Source organism: Bradyrhizobium sp. USDA 327 (assembly GCF_041262065.1).
In the GTDB taxonomy this organism is placed as follows: domain Bacteria; phylum Pseudomonadota; class Alphaproteobacteria; order Rhizobiales; family Xanthobacteraceae; genus Bradyrhizobium; species Bradyrhizobium liaoningense.
In genome coordinates this window covers 1,140,158-1,156,571 of record NZ_JBGCCW010000001.1, presented here as the reverse complement: position 1 = coordinate 1,156,571, position 16,414 = coordinate 1,140,158, and the positions used below count along the sequence as shown (strand labels likewise).

Annotated in this window: 14 protein-coding genes and 1 riboswitch; of the genes, 10 read left to right on the top strand and 4 right to left on the bottom strand. The window is 64.4% G+C overall.

Features of this window, described 5'->3' with window-relative positions:
* Positions 1-34 precede the first annotated feature (34 nt).
* Positions 35-1,276 (bottom strand): MFS transporter, encoded by a 1,242-nt coding sequence (locus ABIA42_RS05195; RefSeq protein WP_271530176.1) that lies wholly within the window; start codon positions 1,274-1,276, stop codon positions 35-37.
* A 350-nt stretch (positions 1,277-1,626) separates the two neighbouring features.
* Here ABIA42_RS05195 and ABIA42_RS05190 point away from each other — a divergent pair, with 350 nt between their 5' ends.
* From ABIA42_RS05190 to ABIA42_RS05155, 8 genes are all read left to right on the top strand, one after another.
* On the top strand, positions 1,627-3,276 hold the full coding sequence (locus tag ABIA42_RS05190) for a bifunctional UDP-sugar hydrolase/5'-nucleotidase (RefSeq protein ID WP_370115109.1): 1,650 nt from the start codon (positions 1,627-1,629) through the stop codon (positions 3,274-3,276).
* Between the two features lie 122 nt (positions 3,277-3,398).
* A complete protein-coding gene (locus tag ABIA42_RS05185) occupies positions 3,399-4,328 on the top strand; it encodes a histone deacetylase family protein (protein ID WP_271530179.1) in 930 nt (309 codons plus the stop codon).
* A gap of 74 nt (positions 4,329-4,402) precedes the next feature.
* A complete protein-coding gene (locus tag ABIA42_RS05180) occupies positions 4,403-4,654 on the top strand; it encodes an exodeoxyribonuclease VII small subunit (protein ID WP_008132970.1) in 252 nt (83 codons plus the stop codon).
* 612 nt (positions 4,655-5,266) lie between these two features.
* Positions 5,267-7,195 (top strand): 1-deoxy-D-xylulose-5-phosphate synthase, encoded by a 1,929-nt coding sequence (gene dxs, locus ABIA42_RS05175; protein WP_271530180.1) that lies wholly within the window; start codon positions 5,267-5,269, stop codon positions 7,193-7,195.
* 195 nt (positions 7,196-7,390) lie between these two features.
* Complete coding sequence (locus ABIA42_RS05170) at positions 7,391-7,945, top strand: nucleoside 2-deoxyribosyltransferase (RefSeq protein ID WP_370115112.1); 555 nt, start codon at positions 7,391-7,393, stop codon at positions 7,943-7,945.
* A gap of 27 nt (positions 7,946-7,972) precedes the next feature.
* Positions 7,973-8,707 (top strand): TlyA family RNA methyltransferase, encoded by a 735-nt coding sequence (locus ABIA42_RS05165; RefSeq protein WP_271530182.1) that lies wholly within the window; start codon positions 7,973-7,975, stop codon positions 8,705-8,707.
* Positions 8,700-9,947 (top strand): class I SAM-dependent RNA methyltransferase, encoded by a 1,248-nt coding sequence (locus ABIA42_RS05160; RefSeq protein WP_370123645.1) that lies wholly within the window; start codon positions 8,700-8,702, stop codon positions 9,945-9,947. The genes ABIA42_RS05165 and ABIA42_RS05160 overlap by 8 nt, the downstream gene beginning before the upstream one ends.
* A gap of 104 nt (positions 9,948-10,051) precedes the next feature.
* A complete protein-coding gene (locus tag ABIA42_RS05155) occupies positions 10,052-11,131 on the top strand; it encodes a Tat pathway signal protein (protein ID WP_370143743.1) in 1,080 nt (359 codons plus the stop codon).
* 305 nt (positions 11,132-11,436) lie between these two features.
* Here ABIA42_RS05155 and ABIA42_RS05150 read toward each other — a convergent pair whose 3' ends face one another.
* Positions 11,437-12,036 carry a hypothetical protein gene (locus ABIA42_RS05150; protein ID WP_370115118.1) on the bottom strand — a complete coding sequence of 200 codons (600 nt, stop codon included), beginning with the start codon at positions 12,034-12,036 and terminating at the stop codon, positions 11,437-11,439.
* 109 nt (positions 12,037-12,145) lie between these two features.
* On the opposite strand from ABIA42_RS05150, the gene ABIA42_RS05145 reads away from it, so the two are divergent.
* A complete protein-coding gene (locus ABIA42_RS05145) occupies positions 12,146-12,994 on the top strand; it encodes a nucleotidyltransferase domain-containing protein (RefSeq protein ID WP_370115120.1) in 849 nt (282 codons plus the stop codon).
* A 4-nt stretch (positions 12,995-12,998) separates the two neighbouring features.
* Here the strand turns inward: ABIA42_RS05145 and ABIA42_RS05140 are convergent, their stop codons facing one another.
* Positions 12,999-13,634, bottom strand: a complete 636-nt coding sequence (locus ABIA42_RS05140; protein ID WP_271530186.1) for a hypothetical protein — start codon at positions 13,632-13,634, stop codon at positions 12,999-13,001.
* A 165-nt stretch (positions 13,635-13,799) separates the two neighbouring features.
* Positions 13,800-14,669: a DUF1194 domain-containing protein gene (locus ABIA42_RS05135; protein ID WP_370115122.1), complete on the bottom strand. Its 870-nt coding sequence runs from the start codon at positions 14,667-14,669 to the stop codon at positions 13,800-13,802.
* Positions 14,670-14,997: 328 nt separating this feature from the next.
* A riboswitch (Fluoride riboswitch) is annotated at positions 14,998-15,075 on the top strand.
* A 122-nt stretch (positions 15,076-15,197) separates the two neighbouring features.
* On the opposite strand from ABIA42_RS05135, the gene ABIA42_RS05130 reads away from it, so the two are divergent.
* Positions 15,198-16,400, top strand: a complete 1,203-nt coding sequence (locus tag ABIA42_RS05130; protein WP_370123647.1) for an MFS transporter — start codon at positions 15,198-15,200, stop codon at positions 16,398-16,400.
* Positions 16,401-16,414 lie beyond the last annotated feature (14 nt).

Sequence of the window (16,414 nt, the reverse complement as noted above, 5' to 3'; positions counted from 1 at the left end):
CGAATCTTGCGCGGGCCTTCCCCTTCGCTTGCCCTTAGCTTGCGGAGATTCGGGCTACGCTCTTCCCCGGCCGCCACAGCACGATTCCCGTCGCGATGAGGTCGAGCACGACGCACAGCGCGAACGCCGTGGTGTAGTTGCCCGTCAAGCTCCGCACGACACCGACGATGCCCGGGCCAAAGGCGCTGACGATACCGCTGATCGATGTGCCCAACCCCATCGCGGCAGCGAAGGCGGTAGAGCCGATCTCGCGCTGGATGATCAAGGGCGGGAACGTGATCATGTTGCCGATCGAGAAGCCGTAGACGGCGCAGCAGGCCAGCAATACGGTCGGACTCGTGCTTTGGAGAAGCACGAACAACGCCGCCGCCTGGCTCGTCATCGACGCAGCGCAGGCGAGACGCGGATCGAGCCGGTCGACGAACAGGCCAAGCGACAGGCGCCCGACCACCGCCATCGCCGCCATGATGGTGACCGCGAGCCCTGCCGCGGAGCGGCCGATCAGCGGCTCGAGAAACGTCACCTGGTGGATGATGAAGCCCATCTGCGCCAGCAGCGCCATCGCGATCGGCAATACCATGGTCCAGAACGCCGCGTTGGCGAGCAGTGCCTTGCGGGAATGGCCTGGCGCGGCCGCGCCGCCCGCGGTCCGGCGTCCGTCCGATGCCCGTGACATCCCGGCCGGCCAGCCGATGAAGGTCACGACCACCGGCAGCAGCAGCACCATCATCGCGAGCGTGGCTGCCAGCATGGCGGAACGGAAGCCGATGCTGCCGGTCAGCGACAGCAGCAGCGGGACGAGGATGATTCCGCCGCAAGTCGCGCCGTTGAAGGCAAGGCTGAGCGCGAGCCCGCGGCGCCGCTCGAACCAGGAATTCAGCACGGTCGCGATCACCACGGTCCCCATGCCGGTCCAGCCGACCGACATCAGCGCATAGGCGAGATAGAGCTGCCAAGGCGTCTGCATCAACGCCAGCAGCACGGTCGAAGCGCCGAGCGCCGTCAACCCGCTCAGGATCAGCGAGCGCAGCCCGATGCGCTCGAGCAGATCGTCGGTGAAGATGACGAGGACGGAGCTCAGGAGAAACGAGAAAGTACTTGCCGCGGAGACCAGCGTGCCCGGCCAGCCGTGGGCGCGCTGAAGCTCGGCAAGATAGACGCCCTGGCCGTAGAGACCGAAGCCGAACATGAAGAAGGCCATCAGGAAGCAGGCCAGCACGACACGCCAGCCGCGGTAGTGCAGCGAGGATTCGTCAATCCGGGTTGCGGCAATCATCAATCGGGCGGTCGGCCATGGCACGGCACGAGATCATGCACTACAACCAAAGGTTATTCAAATGAAACATTGTAGCTAATTGTTGCGACGCATGACGGCAGCGGGTACCATGCATCAGAATTATGAGACGTCGGCGTCGAAAAGGTTGAGCGGCGCGTTTGCACGCCTGCGAGATGATGTAGGCTGATGCTTCGCAAGACCCGCGAGCGTCGCGGCGCGCAATATCCGCTGCATGATCGCCGGCGGCTCCGGCGTCTTCACCGCCGACATCAAGGATTTCATACGTGTCGACACGCGTGTTCACGACAAAGCATCGTGAAATCTTCGCGCGCTGCGTCTAGTCTTGTCCCATGCGATACGTCTTTCTGATCCTGACCATCCTCGCCGCCGTCCCTGCCTCGGCCCAGCCCGCCGCTCCAGTCGAGCTGCGCGTGCTCGCCATCAACGATTTCCACGGCAATCTGCGGCCGCCGCCGGGCGGCATCCGCATCAACGACCCCGAGGACAAGACCAGGAAGGTGACGGTGGCGGCCGGCGGCGCCGAGTACATGGCGACGCTGGTGAAGCAGCTGCGGGAGGGGCGCAGGAACACCATCTTCGTCGCCGCCGGCGATCTGATCGGCGCGAGCCCGTTCCTGTCGGCGATGTTCCACGACGAGCCCTCGATCGAGTCGCTCTCGATGATGGGCCTTGCGATCAGCTCGGTCGGCAATCACGAATTCGACGAGGGCAAAACCGAGCTCTTGCGAATGCAGAACGGCGGCTGCCATCCCGTCGACGGCTGCCAGGGACCGCATCCCTTCACGGGCGCCAAATTCCGCTATCTCGCGGCCTCCACCATCGAGACCGCGACCGGCAAGAGTGTGCTGCCGCCCTACGAGATCAGGGAATTCGACGGCGTTCCCGTCGCCTTCATCGGACTGACCTTGAGGGAGACCGCCGGCATCGTCTCGCCATCGGGTATTGCCGGGCTCGAATTCCGCGACGAGGCCGAGACGGTGAACGCGCTCGTGCCACAACTGAAGGCGCGTGGCGTCGAAGCGATCGTGGTGTTGATCCACCAGGGCGGCGAGCCCGCCGGCCACTACAATGAATGTCCGGGCATTGCGGGGCCGATCGTCGACATCGTCAACAAATTCGATCGTGCCGTCGACGTCGTGGTCAGCGGCCACACCCACCGCGCCTATGTCTGCGATATCGACGGACGCCTCGTCACCAGCGGCGACAAATACGGCACGCTGGTCACCGCGATCGACCTCAAGCTCGATCCCGCAACGCGCGACATCGTCAGTGCCAAAGCCGAGAATGTGATCGTCGCCAACGCTTCGCTGGCCAAGGATCCCGACCAGATCGCATTGATCGACGCCTACGACAAGCTATCTGCGCCGATCGCCAACCGGCCTGCCGGCTCGGTGACGCAGACGCTGTCGCGCGTGCCGAACGAGGCCGGCGAAAGCGCGCTGGGCAATGTCATTGCCGACGCGCAATTGCTCGCAACCCGCGACGCGAAGGATGGCAGCGCTGTCATCGCGATCACCAATCCCGGCGGCATCCGCACCGACATCGTTCCGAGGGAAAATGGCGCGATAACGTTCGGCGATGTCTTCGCCAGCCAGCCGTTCCGCAACCGGCTCGTCACCATGACGCTGACGGGCAGCCAGCTCAAGGACATGCTCGAGCAGCAATGGCTCGATCCGAAGCGGCCGCGGATTCTCCAGGTCTCGAACGGGTTCAGCTATACCTGGGATGCATCAAAGCCATTCGGCGAGCGCGTCATCCCCGCGAAGATGACGCTCAACGGCAGGCTGATCGAACCTGGAAACGGCTACCGCGTCACGCTCAACGACTACCTCGCCGTCGGCGGAGACGGCTTTAGCGCCGCAAAACAGGGCACGGCGCCGCAATATGGCGGCTACGACGCGGACGCGCTGTTCGCGTTCTTCCGGGCACACGGGCCGGTCGGTCCGCTGCCGCCCACCCGCATCCTGCGCGTGAATTGATCCGGATCAAACAGCCGGCACTTTGCCATTCCGGGCCAAGCGCTTAGATTGGGTTTTGCATTGCGTTTTGGCGCCGGATGCGCCAACGACGTCAAAAGTCCGCATCCCATGAGGCCGACCTGATGAGCACGCTTCTCCTTTCCCACAAGGCCTGCCTCGACCATGTCACGCCGCAGGGACACCCTGAGAGGCCGGATCGTCTGCGCGCGGTGGAAGAAGCGCTGTCGCATGAGCGTTTCCAGTTCCTGGTGCGCGAGGAGGCGCCGGAGGGCGATCTCGATCTCGTCACGTTGTGCCACAACGAGCATTACGTCACCGAGCTGCGCCACATCGCCCCGTCCAGCGGGCAGATCTATATCGACGGCGACACCTCGATGTCGCCTGGCACGTGGGAAGCCGTGATGCGCGGCGTCGGCGGCGCAGTCGCGGCGACCGAGGCGGTGATGGCGGGCGAGCACCGCAACGCCTTCGTCGCGATCCGCCCACCCGGTCATCACGCCGAAATCGGCAAGCCGATGGGCTTCTGCTTCTTCGATAACGTCGCCATCGCGGCGCGCCACGCGCAGCGCAAATACGGCATCAAGCGCGCGGCCATTGTCGATTTCGACGTGCATCACGGCAACGGCACGCAGGACATCTTCTGGTCGGACCCGACCGTGATGTACTGCTCGACGCACCAGATGCCGCTGTTTCCAGGCACCGGCGCCAAGAGCGAGCGCGGCGATCACGATACCATCGTCAATGCGCCTCTTGCTTCCGAAGACGGTGGGCCGGAATTCCGCTCCGCGTTCGAGAACTTGATCCTGCCGCAGCTGACGACATTCAGCCCCGAGCTTCTGATCATCTCCGCCGGCTTCGACGCACATTACCGCGATCCGCTGGCCTCGCTGAACCTGCGCGCCGAGGACTATGCCTGGGTGACACGCAAGCTGATGGATCTCGCCGACAAGACCGCAGGCGGCCGCGTTGTTTCGGTGCTCGAGGGCGGCTATGACCTGCAAGGACTGAAAGAATCTGTTACGGCGCATGTCGGCGCCTTGATGGGCGCCTGACGACGCCCGCCACATTAAGCCCGCAAAACCCGCCTTCACTGTGAAGCAAGCGAATCGGGCAATCGGAAACGGATATGGCCGAAAATACTCAAGTCGACGTCTCCAGGCTCACCTTCGAGCGCGCGATCGAGGAACTCGAAACGATCGTGAAGCGGCTCGAAGACGGCAAGGTCCCGCTCGAAGAATCCGTGACGATCTATGAACGCGGCGAGGCCCTGAAGCGGCGCTGCGAGGAGTTGCTGCGTCAGGCCGAGGCGCGCGTCGACAAGATCACCACCGATGCCAGCGGCCAGGCCACCGGCACCGCGCCGCTCGACGTTCAGTAAGTAAGCCGGACTTTCCCCGCTCGGTCGCCTGACGACCGGCGGCCCGCAAAACGTCTTCACGGGGCATGGTTCCTGTGTCGCTTTCGTGATCGCGCGGGCTGTTGCACCGAACACCGCGGTTTCGTGCGGGCGAGCCAATGCCAAACCCCTTCGAGATTCGGCCGTTGAGGGCGAAAAGGTTCCATTCAGGCGAAAAAAGCCTGCCGTGGAACCCAGCAAGGCCGGAACCCTTCATCCCGGGCCAGGGTTAACCAATCCGGCCCGCAACTTGCACCTGCATACCACTCATCGATCCGGCGGGTTGGCTTTGGCCCAAGCTTTGGTGTAAAGCTGCGCGGAGTGTGGCTTTTTGCGAGCCTTGCGTGGGCAACGATTGCCGACGACAAGCGCTTCAAACTGCTAATGAAATTGGCTTGGGACGGACGAAGCCGATCTGAGTGACAGGGATCACAGAGACTGAACCGGAGCGCACCTAAGCTTACCTAAGCTTGAAGACGGGGCCTTGCCCCATGCAGGTGGCTCCGACGGTTTGAGGACTCGCGCTGCGCCGATATTGTGCAAACCCATCGCGCACCGGAATGACCTTCCGGCGCTGACAAATTGGAAATCGCCGTGAACGCATACAGTAAGACGCCGCTTCTCGACACCATCCGGACGCCGGAAGACCTGCGCAAGCTCAAGGTCGAGCAGGTTCGCCAGGTCGCCGACGAGCTGCGGCAGGAGACCATCGATGCCGTCTCGGTGACCGGCGGTCATTTCGGCGCGGGCCTCGGCGTGGTCGAGCTCACCACCGCGATCCATTACGTGTTCGACACGCCGCGCGACCGGCTGATCTGGGACGTCGGCCACCAGGCCTATCCGCACAAGATCCTCACCGGCCGGCGCGACCGCATCCGCACCTTGCGCACCGGCGGCGGCCTGTCCGGCTTCACCAAGCGCAGCGAAAGCGACTACGATCCGTTCGGCGCGGCGCATTCCTCGACCTCGATCTCCGCCGGCCTCGGCATGGCCGTGGCGCGCGACCTCTCCGGCGGCACGAACAACGTTATCGCCGTCATCGGTGACGGCGCGATGTCGGCCGGCATGGCCTATGAAGCCATGAACAATGCGGGTGCGATGAACTCGCGCCTGATCGTCATCCTGAACGACAACGACATGTCGATCGCCCCGCCGGTCGGCGCCATGAGCGCCTATCTGTCGCGGCTGTACTCCGGCAAGACCTATCGCACGCTGCGCGATGCGGCCAAGCAGATCAACAAGCGGTTGCCCAAGATCCTCGCCAACCGCGCCAATCGCGTCGAGGAATACTCCCGCGGCTTCATGATGGACGGCGGCACGCTGTTCGAGGAGCTCGGCTTCTATTATGTCGGCCCGATCGACGGCCACAACCTCGACCATCTTCTGCCGGTGCTCAAGAACGTCCGCGACATGGAAGAAGGCCCCATCCTGGTCCACGTCGTGACGCAGAAGGGCAAGGGCTACGGCCCGGCGGAAGCTTCCGCCGACAAGTACCACGCCGTCGTGAAGTTCGACGTCGCGACCGGCACCCAGGCCAAGGCCAAGCCGAATGCGCCGGCCTACCAGAACGTGTTCGGCCAGAGCCTCGTCAAAGAAGCGCAGAAGGACGACAAGATCGTCGCCATCACCGCGGCGATGCCGTCGGGCACCGGCGTCGACATCTTCAACAAGGCCTTCCCCGACCGCACCTTCGACGTCGGCATTGCCGAGCAGCACGCGGTGACCTTTGCCGCCGGTCTTGCGACCGAAGGCTACAAGCCGTTCTGCGCGATCTACTCGACCTTCCTGCAACGCGGCTACGACCAGATCGTGCACGACGTCGCGATCCAGAGCCTGCCCGTCCGCTTCGCCATCGACCGCGCCGGCCTCGTCGGCGCCGATGGCGCGACCCATGCCGGCTCGTTCGACAACGCCTATCTCGGCTGCCTGCCCAACATGGTGATCATGGCGGCGGCGGATGAGGCCGAACTCGTGCACATGGTGGCGACCCAGGTCGCGATCGACGACCGTCCGAGCTCGCTGCGCTATCCGCGCGGCGAAGGCCGCGGCGTCGAGATGCCCGACGTCGGCGTTCCGCTCGAGATCGGCAAGGGCCGCATGATCCGTCAGGGCAGCAAGATCGCCCTGCTCTCCTTCGGCACGCGCCTCGCCGAATGCGAGAAGGCCGCCGACGAGCTTGCCGCCCACGGCCTGTCGACCACGATCGCCGATGCGCGCTTCATGAAGCCGCTGGATACCGAGCTGGTGCTCAAGCTTGCGCGCGACCATGAAATCCTGATCACGATCGAGGAAGGCTCGATCGGTGGCTTCGGCTCGCATGTCGCGCAGTACCTGACGGATCAGGGCGCGCTCGACACCGGCATGCTCAAGTTCCGCACGATGGTTCTGCCCGACGTGTTCCAGGACCACGACACGCCCGCCGCGATGTACGCCCGCGCCGGTCTCGACGCCAAGGGCATCGTCGCCAAGGTGTTCGAGGCGCTGGGCAAGGATGTGAAGACCGAGACGGTGAAGTTGGCCTGACGGCCGCTTTCTTCACCTCTCCCGCTTGCGCTTGCGGGAGAGGTCGACGCGAAGCGTCGGGTGAGGGCTCTTTCCTCTCGTGGGTTCTCGATTGAGGAGACACCCTCTCCCCAACTCTCCCCCGCGCGCGGGGGAGGGAGCAGAGCACGCCGCACAGCTCGCACCTCGATCCAAACTTGCTCGGCTTTGGCTCCCATGAAGATCTACCTGGCAGGCCCCGACGTTTTCCTGCCGGACGCGGTCGAGATCGGCCGGCGCAAGGTTGATATCTGCGCGGCTCACGGATTGACCGGCCTCTATCCGCTCGACAACGCCATCGACCTCGCCGCGCCCGACGCCTCGCGGCAGATCTTTTGCGGCAACGAGGCGATGATGGACGAGGCGGTTGCCATCATTGCCAATCTCACCCCGTTCCGCGGCGCCGGCGCCGATCCCGGTACCGTCTACGAGCTCGGCTACATGGCCGGCCGCGGCAAATTCTGTCTCGCCTATTCCAATGACGGCGCAGCCTATGCCGACCGTGTCGGCCGTTTCATGGACGTCACCACGGAGGACGGCCGGCTGGTCGATGCGCAGGGGCTGATGGTCGAGGACTTTGGCCTCGTCGACAACCTCATGATGATCCATGCGCTGGAGCTGCGCGGCTGCCCGCTGGTAACACCGGCCACGATGCCGATCGACGTCTGGCACGACCTCGCCGCGTTCGAGGCTTGCGTCCGGATGGCGGCCGCGCGATTGATCGCTACATAAGCTCTTCAGTCGTCTTTCGGAGATTTGATGCCCCCTCCCCGCAAGCGTGCGGATGTCCTGCTGGTCGAGCGCGGCCTGTTCGAGAGCCGGGCCCGGGCGCGCGCGGCGATCGAAGCCGGGCTCGTCATGGCCGACGACAAGCAGGTTTCAAAACCATCGGAGGCGATCGCCGAGGACGCAGTGATCCAGGCCGAGCCTGCACATCCCTACGTCTCCCGCGGCGGCGTCAAGCTCGCCGGGGCGCTGGAGCGCTACCCGATTGAAATCGAGGAGCATGTCTGCCTCGACGTCGGCGCCTCCACCGGCGGTTTCACCGAGGTGCTGCTGGCGAACGGCGCGAGCCTGGTGTTCGCCATCGATGTCGGCACCAGCCAGTTGCATCCCTCGCTGCGCGATCATCCCAGGATCGTGTCGATGGAAGAGACCGATATCCGCAGCTATGAGGGCAAGCGCCTGCCGGCGCGGCCTGACGTCGTCGTGATCGACGTCAGCTTCATCTCGCTGAAGGCGGTGCTGCCGGTGGCGCTGTCGCTGGCGGCCGCACCGATGAACCTGCTGGCGCTGATCAAGCCGCAATTCGAGGCGGACCGGAAGCACAACAAGAAGGGGATCATCCGCGACGCCGCCGTGCACCAGGAGATCTGCGACGACATCGCGGCCTTTGCCGCTTCGCTCGGCTGCACCGACATTGAGATATTCCCCTCGCCGATCACCGGCGGCGACGGCAATGTCGAATTCTTTCTGGGCGCGCGCCGTGGTTGAGCGCCTGACCATCGACCATGTCGGCCATCGCGGCGACGGTGTCTCGCTCGCGACAGGCGAGGCGATCTATGTGCCCTACACGCTTGGCGGCGAGACCGTCGAGGTCGATCATGTCGTGGGCCACCATCCCGACCGCCGCAAGCTGCTCGCGGTGGACGTGGCAAGCTCCGAACGGATCGAACCGTTCTGTCCGCATTTCGGCGTCTGTGGCGGCTGCGCCATTCAGCATTGGGCGACTGAGCCGTATCGCGCCTGGAAACGCAACATCGTGGTGGAATCGCTGGCGCAGGCCGGCATTGATTGCGAGGTGGCGCCGCTGGTCGACGCCCATGGTGCCGGGCGCAGGCGCATCACGCTGCACGGCCGGTTCGGCACGCATGACATCCTCAAGGTCGGGTTCTCCGCCACGAGCTCGCACGACGTCATCCCGATCCATCGCTGCCCCATCCTCGATCCCGGACTCGACGGCGCGCTCGACGCGGCTTGGGCGCTGGCCGAGCCGCTGACTTCCAGGATGCCGGTGACGAAGCCGCTCGACATCCAGGTCACGGCCACCGCCAACGGCCTCGATGTCGACGTGCGCGGCTCCGGCCTGCTGCCGACCCCGCTGGTCACGGCGCTGTCGCGTGTCGCCGAGCAGCATCGCTTGGCGCGGCTGACGCGGCACGGCGAATTGGTGCTGCAGCGCCTTCCGCCGACGGTGAAGATGGGCCGCGCGGAGGTAACGCTGCCGCCGGGCTCGTTCCTGCAGGCGACGTTGGCGGGCGAAGAGGCGCTCGCCGCACTGGTCGCCGAGCGCATCGGCAAGGCCAAGGACGTCGCCGATCTCTTCTGCGGCGTCGGCCCGTTCGCCCTGCGGCTGGCCGAGAAGGCTCGCGTCACGGCCTATGACAGCGACGCCGGCGCCGTCGCGGCCCTCGCGAAGGCCGCGCGCACACCGGGCCTGAAGCCGATCAAGGCCGAGCCGCGCGATCTGTTCCGCCGCCCCCTGGTGCCGCCGGAGCTGCGCGACTTCGACGCGGTAGTGTTCGACCCGCCGCGCCAGGGCGCGCAGGCGCAGGCGCTGAAGCTCGCGGCGAGCAAGGTGCCCGTCGTGATCGCGGTGTCCTGCAACGCCGCGACCTTCGCCCGCGACGCGCGGCTGCTGATCGACGGAGGCTATCGGCTGGAGGCGGTGGTGCCGGTCGATCAATTCCGCCACACGCCGCATGTCGAGCTGGTGGCGCGGTTTGCGCGATAGGCTGCGAACTTCCCTTCGAGCCGACAACCTTGATACCAGTCAATCGCTGTGCCCTCCGCTGCCGCTAAAAGCGATCCGCGCCATGAGATGCGGAGCAGACGTTCGTGCTTGACCGACGACAATTCATCGCGACTTCGCTGGGGCTGTCCGCAACGGCCATCACCGGTCCCTCCGCCGCAGCGGCGGCGAACACCTATGACGAGACGGTAAAGTCGTCACGGGCTCCGCTGCAAGCCGTGCCGCGGGATCGCGAACTCGTGCGCTTTGCCACCCTCGCGGCCAACAGCCACAACACCCAGCCGTGGATTTTCTCGGTCCGCGGCAACGTCATCGCGATTGCGCCTGACTTCAAGCGCCGCTGTCCGGCCGTCGATCCGGACGATCATCATCTCTTCGTCAGTCTCGGCTGTGCCGCCGAAAACCTCATCCTCGCCGCGTCCACGCTGGGCTGGCACGCCGATGCGGCCGTCGACGGCGACCGCATCGTGATCACGCTCGACGAGGCCCCACAGGACACATCGGCATTGGCGGCCGCGATTCCGATCAGGCAATGCACCCGCGCAGCGTTCGACGGCAGGCCGGCCGCACCGGAGACATTGCGTCGGCTCGAGGATGCCTGTCGCGAACCGAACGTCGCTGCGATCCTGATGACCGAACGCGCCGCGATCGCCGGGGTCACCGACTACGTACTCGAAGGCAACTCGGCGCAAATGCGCGACAAGGCCTTCATGCGCGAGCTCGTCAGCTGGATTCGATTCAACGAGGCGGAGGCACTCGCGACCATGGACGGGCTGTTCTCGCCCGCGTCCGGAAACCCCTCGCTGCCCTCGTGGGTGGCGCGGCCGCTTCTCAAGCTCTTCTTCACCGAGAGCGGGGAGAACAAGAAATACCGCGAAGAACTCGACAGCTCTGCGGGCGTCGTCGTGCTCGCTTCCGATCGCAGCGACAAGTCGCACTGGATCGCAGTCGGCCGCGCCTGCCAGCGCTTCGGGTTGCAGGCGACCGCGCTGGGACTCAAATATTCCTTCATCAACCAGCCGGTCGAGGTGGCGGCGCTGAGGCAGCAATTCGGGGCCTCACTCGGCCTCGGCGAACGGCGTCCCGATATCGTGATGCGTTTCGGAACCGGTCCAGACCTGCCGAGATCGCTGCGGCGCCCGCCGGAGCTGGTGATGCAATCCTAGAGCGCGGGTGAGATCTAGATGAATCGTCATCGCGCTTCAGATCTTTGTTTAAGCATGATCTAGTCGGAAAGCCGCTTCATCATGTTCTAGATAGAGCGTGATGAGGTGAGGCTTGATCGCTGCAACGACGGAGGTGCACTCCCTCTCCCGCTCGCTCGCGGGAGAGGCTCGGAGAGAGGGTAATTCCGCAATGGGACAATCCCCAAGAGGAGAAAGCCCTCACCCGGCGCTTCGCGCCGACCTCTCCCGCTCGCGGGAGAGGTGAAGGAGCCGCGGCAATCGATTCGACCTAAAGCCATTCCGCTTTAACGCCGAAGGCCGCCCAGCGCAGGAGACTCGCCAGGCAGCATCGACGAGTTGATGTCACTGTCCATGAGTCCCGATTGCTGCTGGATGAACCCGGCCCCAAACGACAGGCTGAGGTTGGAAGTCGGCTTGAATTCGACACCCGCAAACCCGCCATAGCCGGGCACAGCGCTGGAGGTGAGCGGCACCAGCGAGCTGCCAATGCCGTTGCCGAATTTCAGCGTGTCGAAACCGGCAAAGAACGTGACGGGCATGCCACCCGCAGTCTTCATGGTATAGCCGAACTGCGTGCTGTCATAAGAGAGCGCGCTGAAATTGCCGATCGCGCCCGCCCGACTGAAGCCGCTCAAACCAAGATTGCCGCGTTGGCTGCCGACGAAGAAACCGTTCGCAGAGCTGGTGCGCCAATCGGCATCGCCGGCATTGAAGCTCGTGAAGTTGCCGTAGGTGTCGGAGCTCTGGCCGGCACCACCGCTGAGGCCGAAAGGTCCGCCGGGAATCCAATATCTCAGCGGCGCAACTTGCGCATGGACCGGCTCTCCGCCGAGGAAGAACACCGCGAGAGCTGCAAGAGCACATGAAAGTGCAGACTTGGACATTCAGATTACCGTCAACAATTTAGCAAATTATACTCCTCGAACATCATCAATGCCAGCGGAGTGACGGCGCCGGTGTCACGGCTGCAGGCCTCCCGGGGAACTGCACCTGATGCCGCACGATCCCTTGCTCACCCACCTGACATCCGTTCTTGCCGAGGTATCGGGCGTTCAGGCCGTCGTGCTCGGCGGCTCACGCGCGCGGGGCAGCGCGCATCCCTCGTCCGACTACGACATCGGGCTGTATTGTTCGAGCGCGGGCCCGCTCGATACGGATCGGCTCCTGACCGTCGTGAAGGAAATCGCCGACGATCCCGGCGCTGCGACCGTAACGAGATATGGCGAATGGGGGCCATGGATCGTCGGCGGCGCATGGCTGTCGGTCGAGCGACAAAAGGTCGATCTGCTCTACCGTCACGTCGACGATGTCGAGCGAGTCATGATGGACTGCCGAAACGGTACAGTCCTCATGGCCTACCAGCCCGGCCATCCACATGGCTTCTGCTCGGCAATCTGGATGGGCGAGATCGCATATTGTCAGCCTCTGCACGATCCGAACGGCCTGATCGCGCGGCTCAAGACAATCGCGCTCCCCTATCCGGAGGACCTGGGCCGCGCCTTGTTGCGGCGCTTTCAATGGGAGATCCTGTTCAGCATCGACAATGCGGAACTTGCGACAGTTCGCAACGAGCAGACCCACGTCGCGGGCTGCGTCTACAGAGCGCTCGCGTGCATCGCGCAGGTGCTGTTTGCACTGAACCGTCGATATCTCATCAACGAAAAGGGCGCACTCCTGGAGACGGCCCGCTTGCCCCTGACGATTCCCCATCTGGTGGAACAGTCCGACGAAATCTGGCGGCTGATCGGGGATGGCGGCCTGGCACAGGCCTGCGCGATCCTGCGGCAGGTCGACCACCAATTGAAGGCGCTGATACGATCCGGCGGGACGCCGCCGCTGTGAACGGCTATGCCGTCTTGTCGACGGAGGACGACGAATCCGCCGGCGGATACTTCGTCACCGGCACCACGAAGGATTTCGTGCCGACCTGGTAGATGACCTTGCCGTTCTTGCCGTCGTCGGTCGCGATCTGCGTCTGTCCGAACATGATGACGTTCTTATAGACGATGCCAGTGCCCTGGCGGGTGACGCCGTCGGTGGTGACGCTGACCTGGGCTTCCTTGCCATTGACCGAGAGCACCTTGAAGCTCGCGCTCTTGCCGTTGTCGCTGGAATAGCCACCCCAGCTTCCCATGAGACGGCTGTCGGAAGCCGGCGGCTCCTGCTTCTCCAAATTCGCGGTCTGCTTGCCAACGCCGCCGACCGAGAACAGCAGCACCATACTCTTGCCGTCCTTGGTGCCGACCGTGACCCCGCCAAAGGTGATAAGCGTGCCATTGACCTCGCCAAAGCCGCGCTCGGTGCGACCGTTATGGGTGTACTCGACCTGCGCCCGGGCACCGCGAATGTTCACGACCTTGAAGCCGACGGGCTGGTTGTTGCCGACCCAATTGCCCTTCCATTCACCGACCAGAGCACTCTGGCGATACATCCGCTCGTTGGCGGGCGAAATCTGGTTGGTGCTCGACGTGACGATGGCCATGGCTTGCTCAAAGGCAGGTTGGAAAAACCCGCTTTCGTTCGCTCCAGCAATGTCGAGATGCTGGCTGGAAACGGAAGGAAACAGTCTGATTAGGGCCATGCACCGGTTAACGAGCAGTTAAATTCAACTGCCGGTTGGGATGGGCAAAAGGTCTCAGCCGGGACGTTAACGTCCCCAGCGGTCGGACCAGATCTTCTCGCCAATCAGGCAATTGACGCGCGGCTCCTTGTCCGCAACGCGCATCACGGGGCGCTCCGGCGTGCGGCCGGCGACTTCCATCAGCAGCTTGGTGCGGATCGCTTCCTTGAACTTGTCGCGATCCTTGATCGTGATGACGAAGGAGCCGGGACCTCCGATGACGCAGTCCTCATAGTATAAATCGAGATTGTCGATATCCATGGTCGAGTAGGACGGCTCCTTGACCATGATCGGCAGACCGTTGATGACGATGCCCTTCTCCAGGGCGGCATCGCGCGCGATCGTGACCGGACCGCCATTGTTGTTGGGACCGTCGCCGGAAATGTCGATGACGCGGCGCAAGCCCCGATAGGGATCCTCGTCGAACAACGGCATCGCGAACGCGATTGCACCGGAGATCGAGGTGCGCGAGGCGCGCCGGATCGGCGTCTTCATGATCTCGGCGGCGACCGCGTCCGCCGTCTCCGGTCCGTCGACCAGCCGCCAGGGGATGATGATCTTCTGGTCACTGGAGGCGGCCCACTCGAAATAGGTCACTGCGATCCGGCCGTTCGGACCCAGCTTCAGCGCCTGCAGGAACTCCTTCGACTGGATTGCCTGAGCATAGCCCTCGCGCTGGACCGCGAGCTCGTCCATGTCCATGGAGTAGGACACATCGACCGCGAGGATCAGTTCGACGTCGACCGTCTGCGCGTCCTTGTCGGCCGCCAGCCGCTGCGATCGAGGTCGACTCTCAGGCAATTCAAATTTGGGTCCCGGTGCCGCGATGCCCGCGACGTCCCCTCCGGCAAGCATGCCGGCCACCAGCACAGCCCCGATCGAGAACAGCAAACGCATCGCAGTCTCCCGTCGTATGACGCGATGGTGACATGCAATTGCCTTGCCGCAAAGGCCGAAGATCGCTTGCGCTTCACATTCGAGTTAAGAATTTGCGTGCCAGCGCGAAACCGCCGCCGTGTCGCCGCGCTTGCGTCACCGGAACACGCGCGATCACAGGCTTCGTCAATCCGGGGCGGCTCGAAGAAGCCGAACCGGTAATGACGAGATTATCAGGCGCGCAAGGGCGCGCCTGAGTTCTCGCTTCGCGAGCCCCGGAATGACGGCGGCGAGCGTGGAGTGCACGCCCCGCCCACTTGTCCGGCACGATTTCCATGCTAGGGTTGGTCGCACAGATGGGGATGGAGTCCCCCGACAACCGCCCGGCAGTCGATGACCGTGCTGGGCTGATGACTCCTGCTCGAGGAGAGGCAATCTCAAGGCCTCTGCCTTTGGCGGGAGCATGGACATACCCGCCGATGGCGGGTTTTTTGTTGCCTTGTAACGAAGGCCAGCCGGAGAAGGCCAGGAGAAGACGAAGACGTGACGATGCCGACACCGAATGCTGCGCGCACGACGCTGCCCAGAGGGATCTGGGTGCTCGGCTTCGTCTCGATGCTGATGGACATCTCCTCCGAGATGATCCATGCGCTGCTGCCGATCTATCTCGTCACCGTGCTCGGCGCCTCCACGCTCACCGTCGGTTTCATCGAGGGCATTGCGGAGGCCACCGCCTCGATCACAAAGATCTTCTCCGGTGCGCTGTCGGACTGGCTCGGCCGCCGCAAGCTGCTCGCCGCGCTCGGCTACGGGCTGGCCGCCTTCACCAAGCCGCTGTTCCCGCTCGCGCCCAGCGTCGAATGGCTGGTGGCGGCGCGCTTTATCGACCGTGTCGGAAAGGGCATTCGCGGCGCGCCGCGCGATGCGCTGATCGCCGATATCGCCCCGGTCGGCCTGCGCGGCGCGAGCTTCGGGCTGCGGCAATCGCTCGACACGATCGGGGCCTTCGTCGGGCCGCTCGCCGCGATCGGCCTGATGTGGTGGACGGCCGACAATTTTACGATCGTGTTCTGGGTGGCAGTGCTGCCGGCGTTCTTGTCATTTGGACTGATCGCCTTCGCTGTGAACGAGCCGGACGCCGACCCGAGCCGGGAGCCTGCGAAGAATCCGCTCAATCTCGCCGCAATGCGACAACTCGGGGCGGTGTACTGGCGGGTCGTCGCGATCGGAATCGTCTTCACGCTCGCGCGATTCAGCGAGGCCTTCCTGATTCTGCGCGCACAGAACATCGGACTCAACGCGATGTGGGTGCCGGCGGTGCTGGTGCTGATGAACATCGTCTATGCCCTGTCGGCCTATCCGGCCGGCGTGCTGTCGGACCGGATCGGCCGGACCGGCCTGCTCGCACTCGGTCTGGTCTTCCTCGCCGGCGCCGACCTCGCGCTGGCGCTGCTGCCGAATCTGGCCGGCCTCGCGCTCGGGGTCGTGCTGTGGGGGCTGCATATGGGATTAACGCAAGGTTTGCTCTCGGCCCTCGTCGCCGACGCTGCGCCACCGAGCCTGCGCGGCACCGCATTCGGCTATTTCAACCTGTTCACTGGGCTTGCCCTGCTGGCCGCGAGCGTGATCGCCGGCGCGCTTTGGGACGCATATGGTCCCGAAGGCACGTTCCTCGCAGGGCTCGGCTTCGCGCTGGTCTCGCTCGTCGGGCTGCTCACGGTCGGCAACGGGCTGGCGGCAAAGGACGAATAATGCAGGTCACAAAC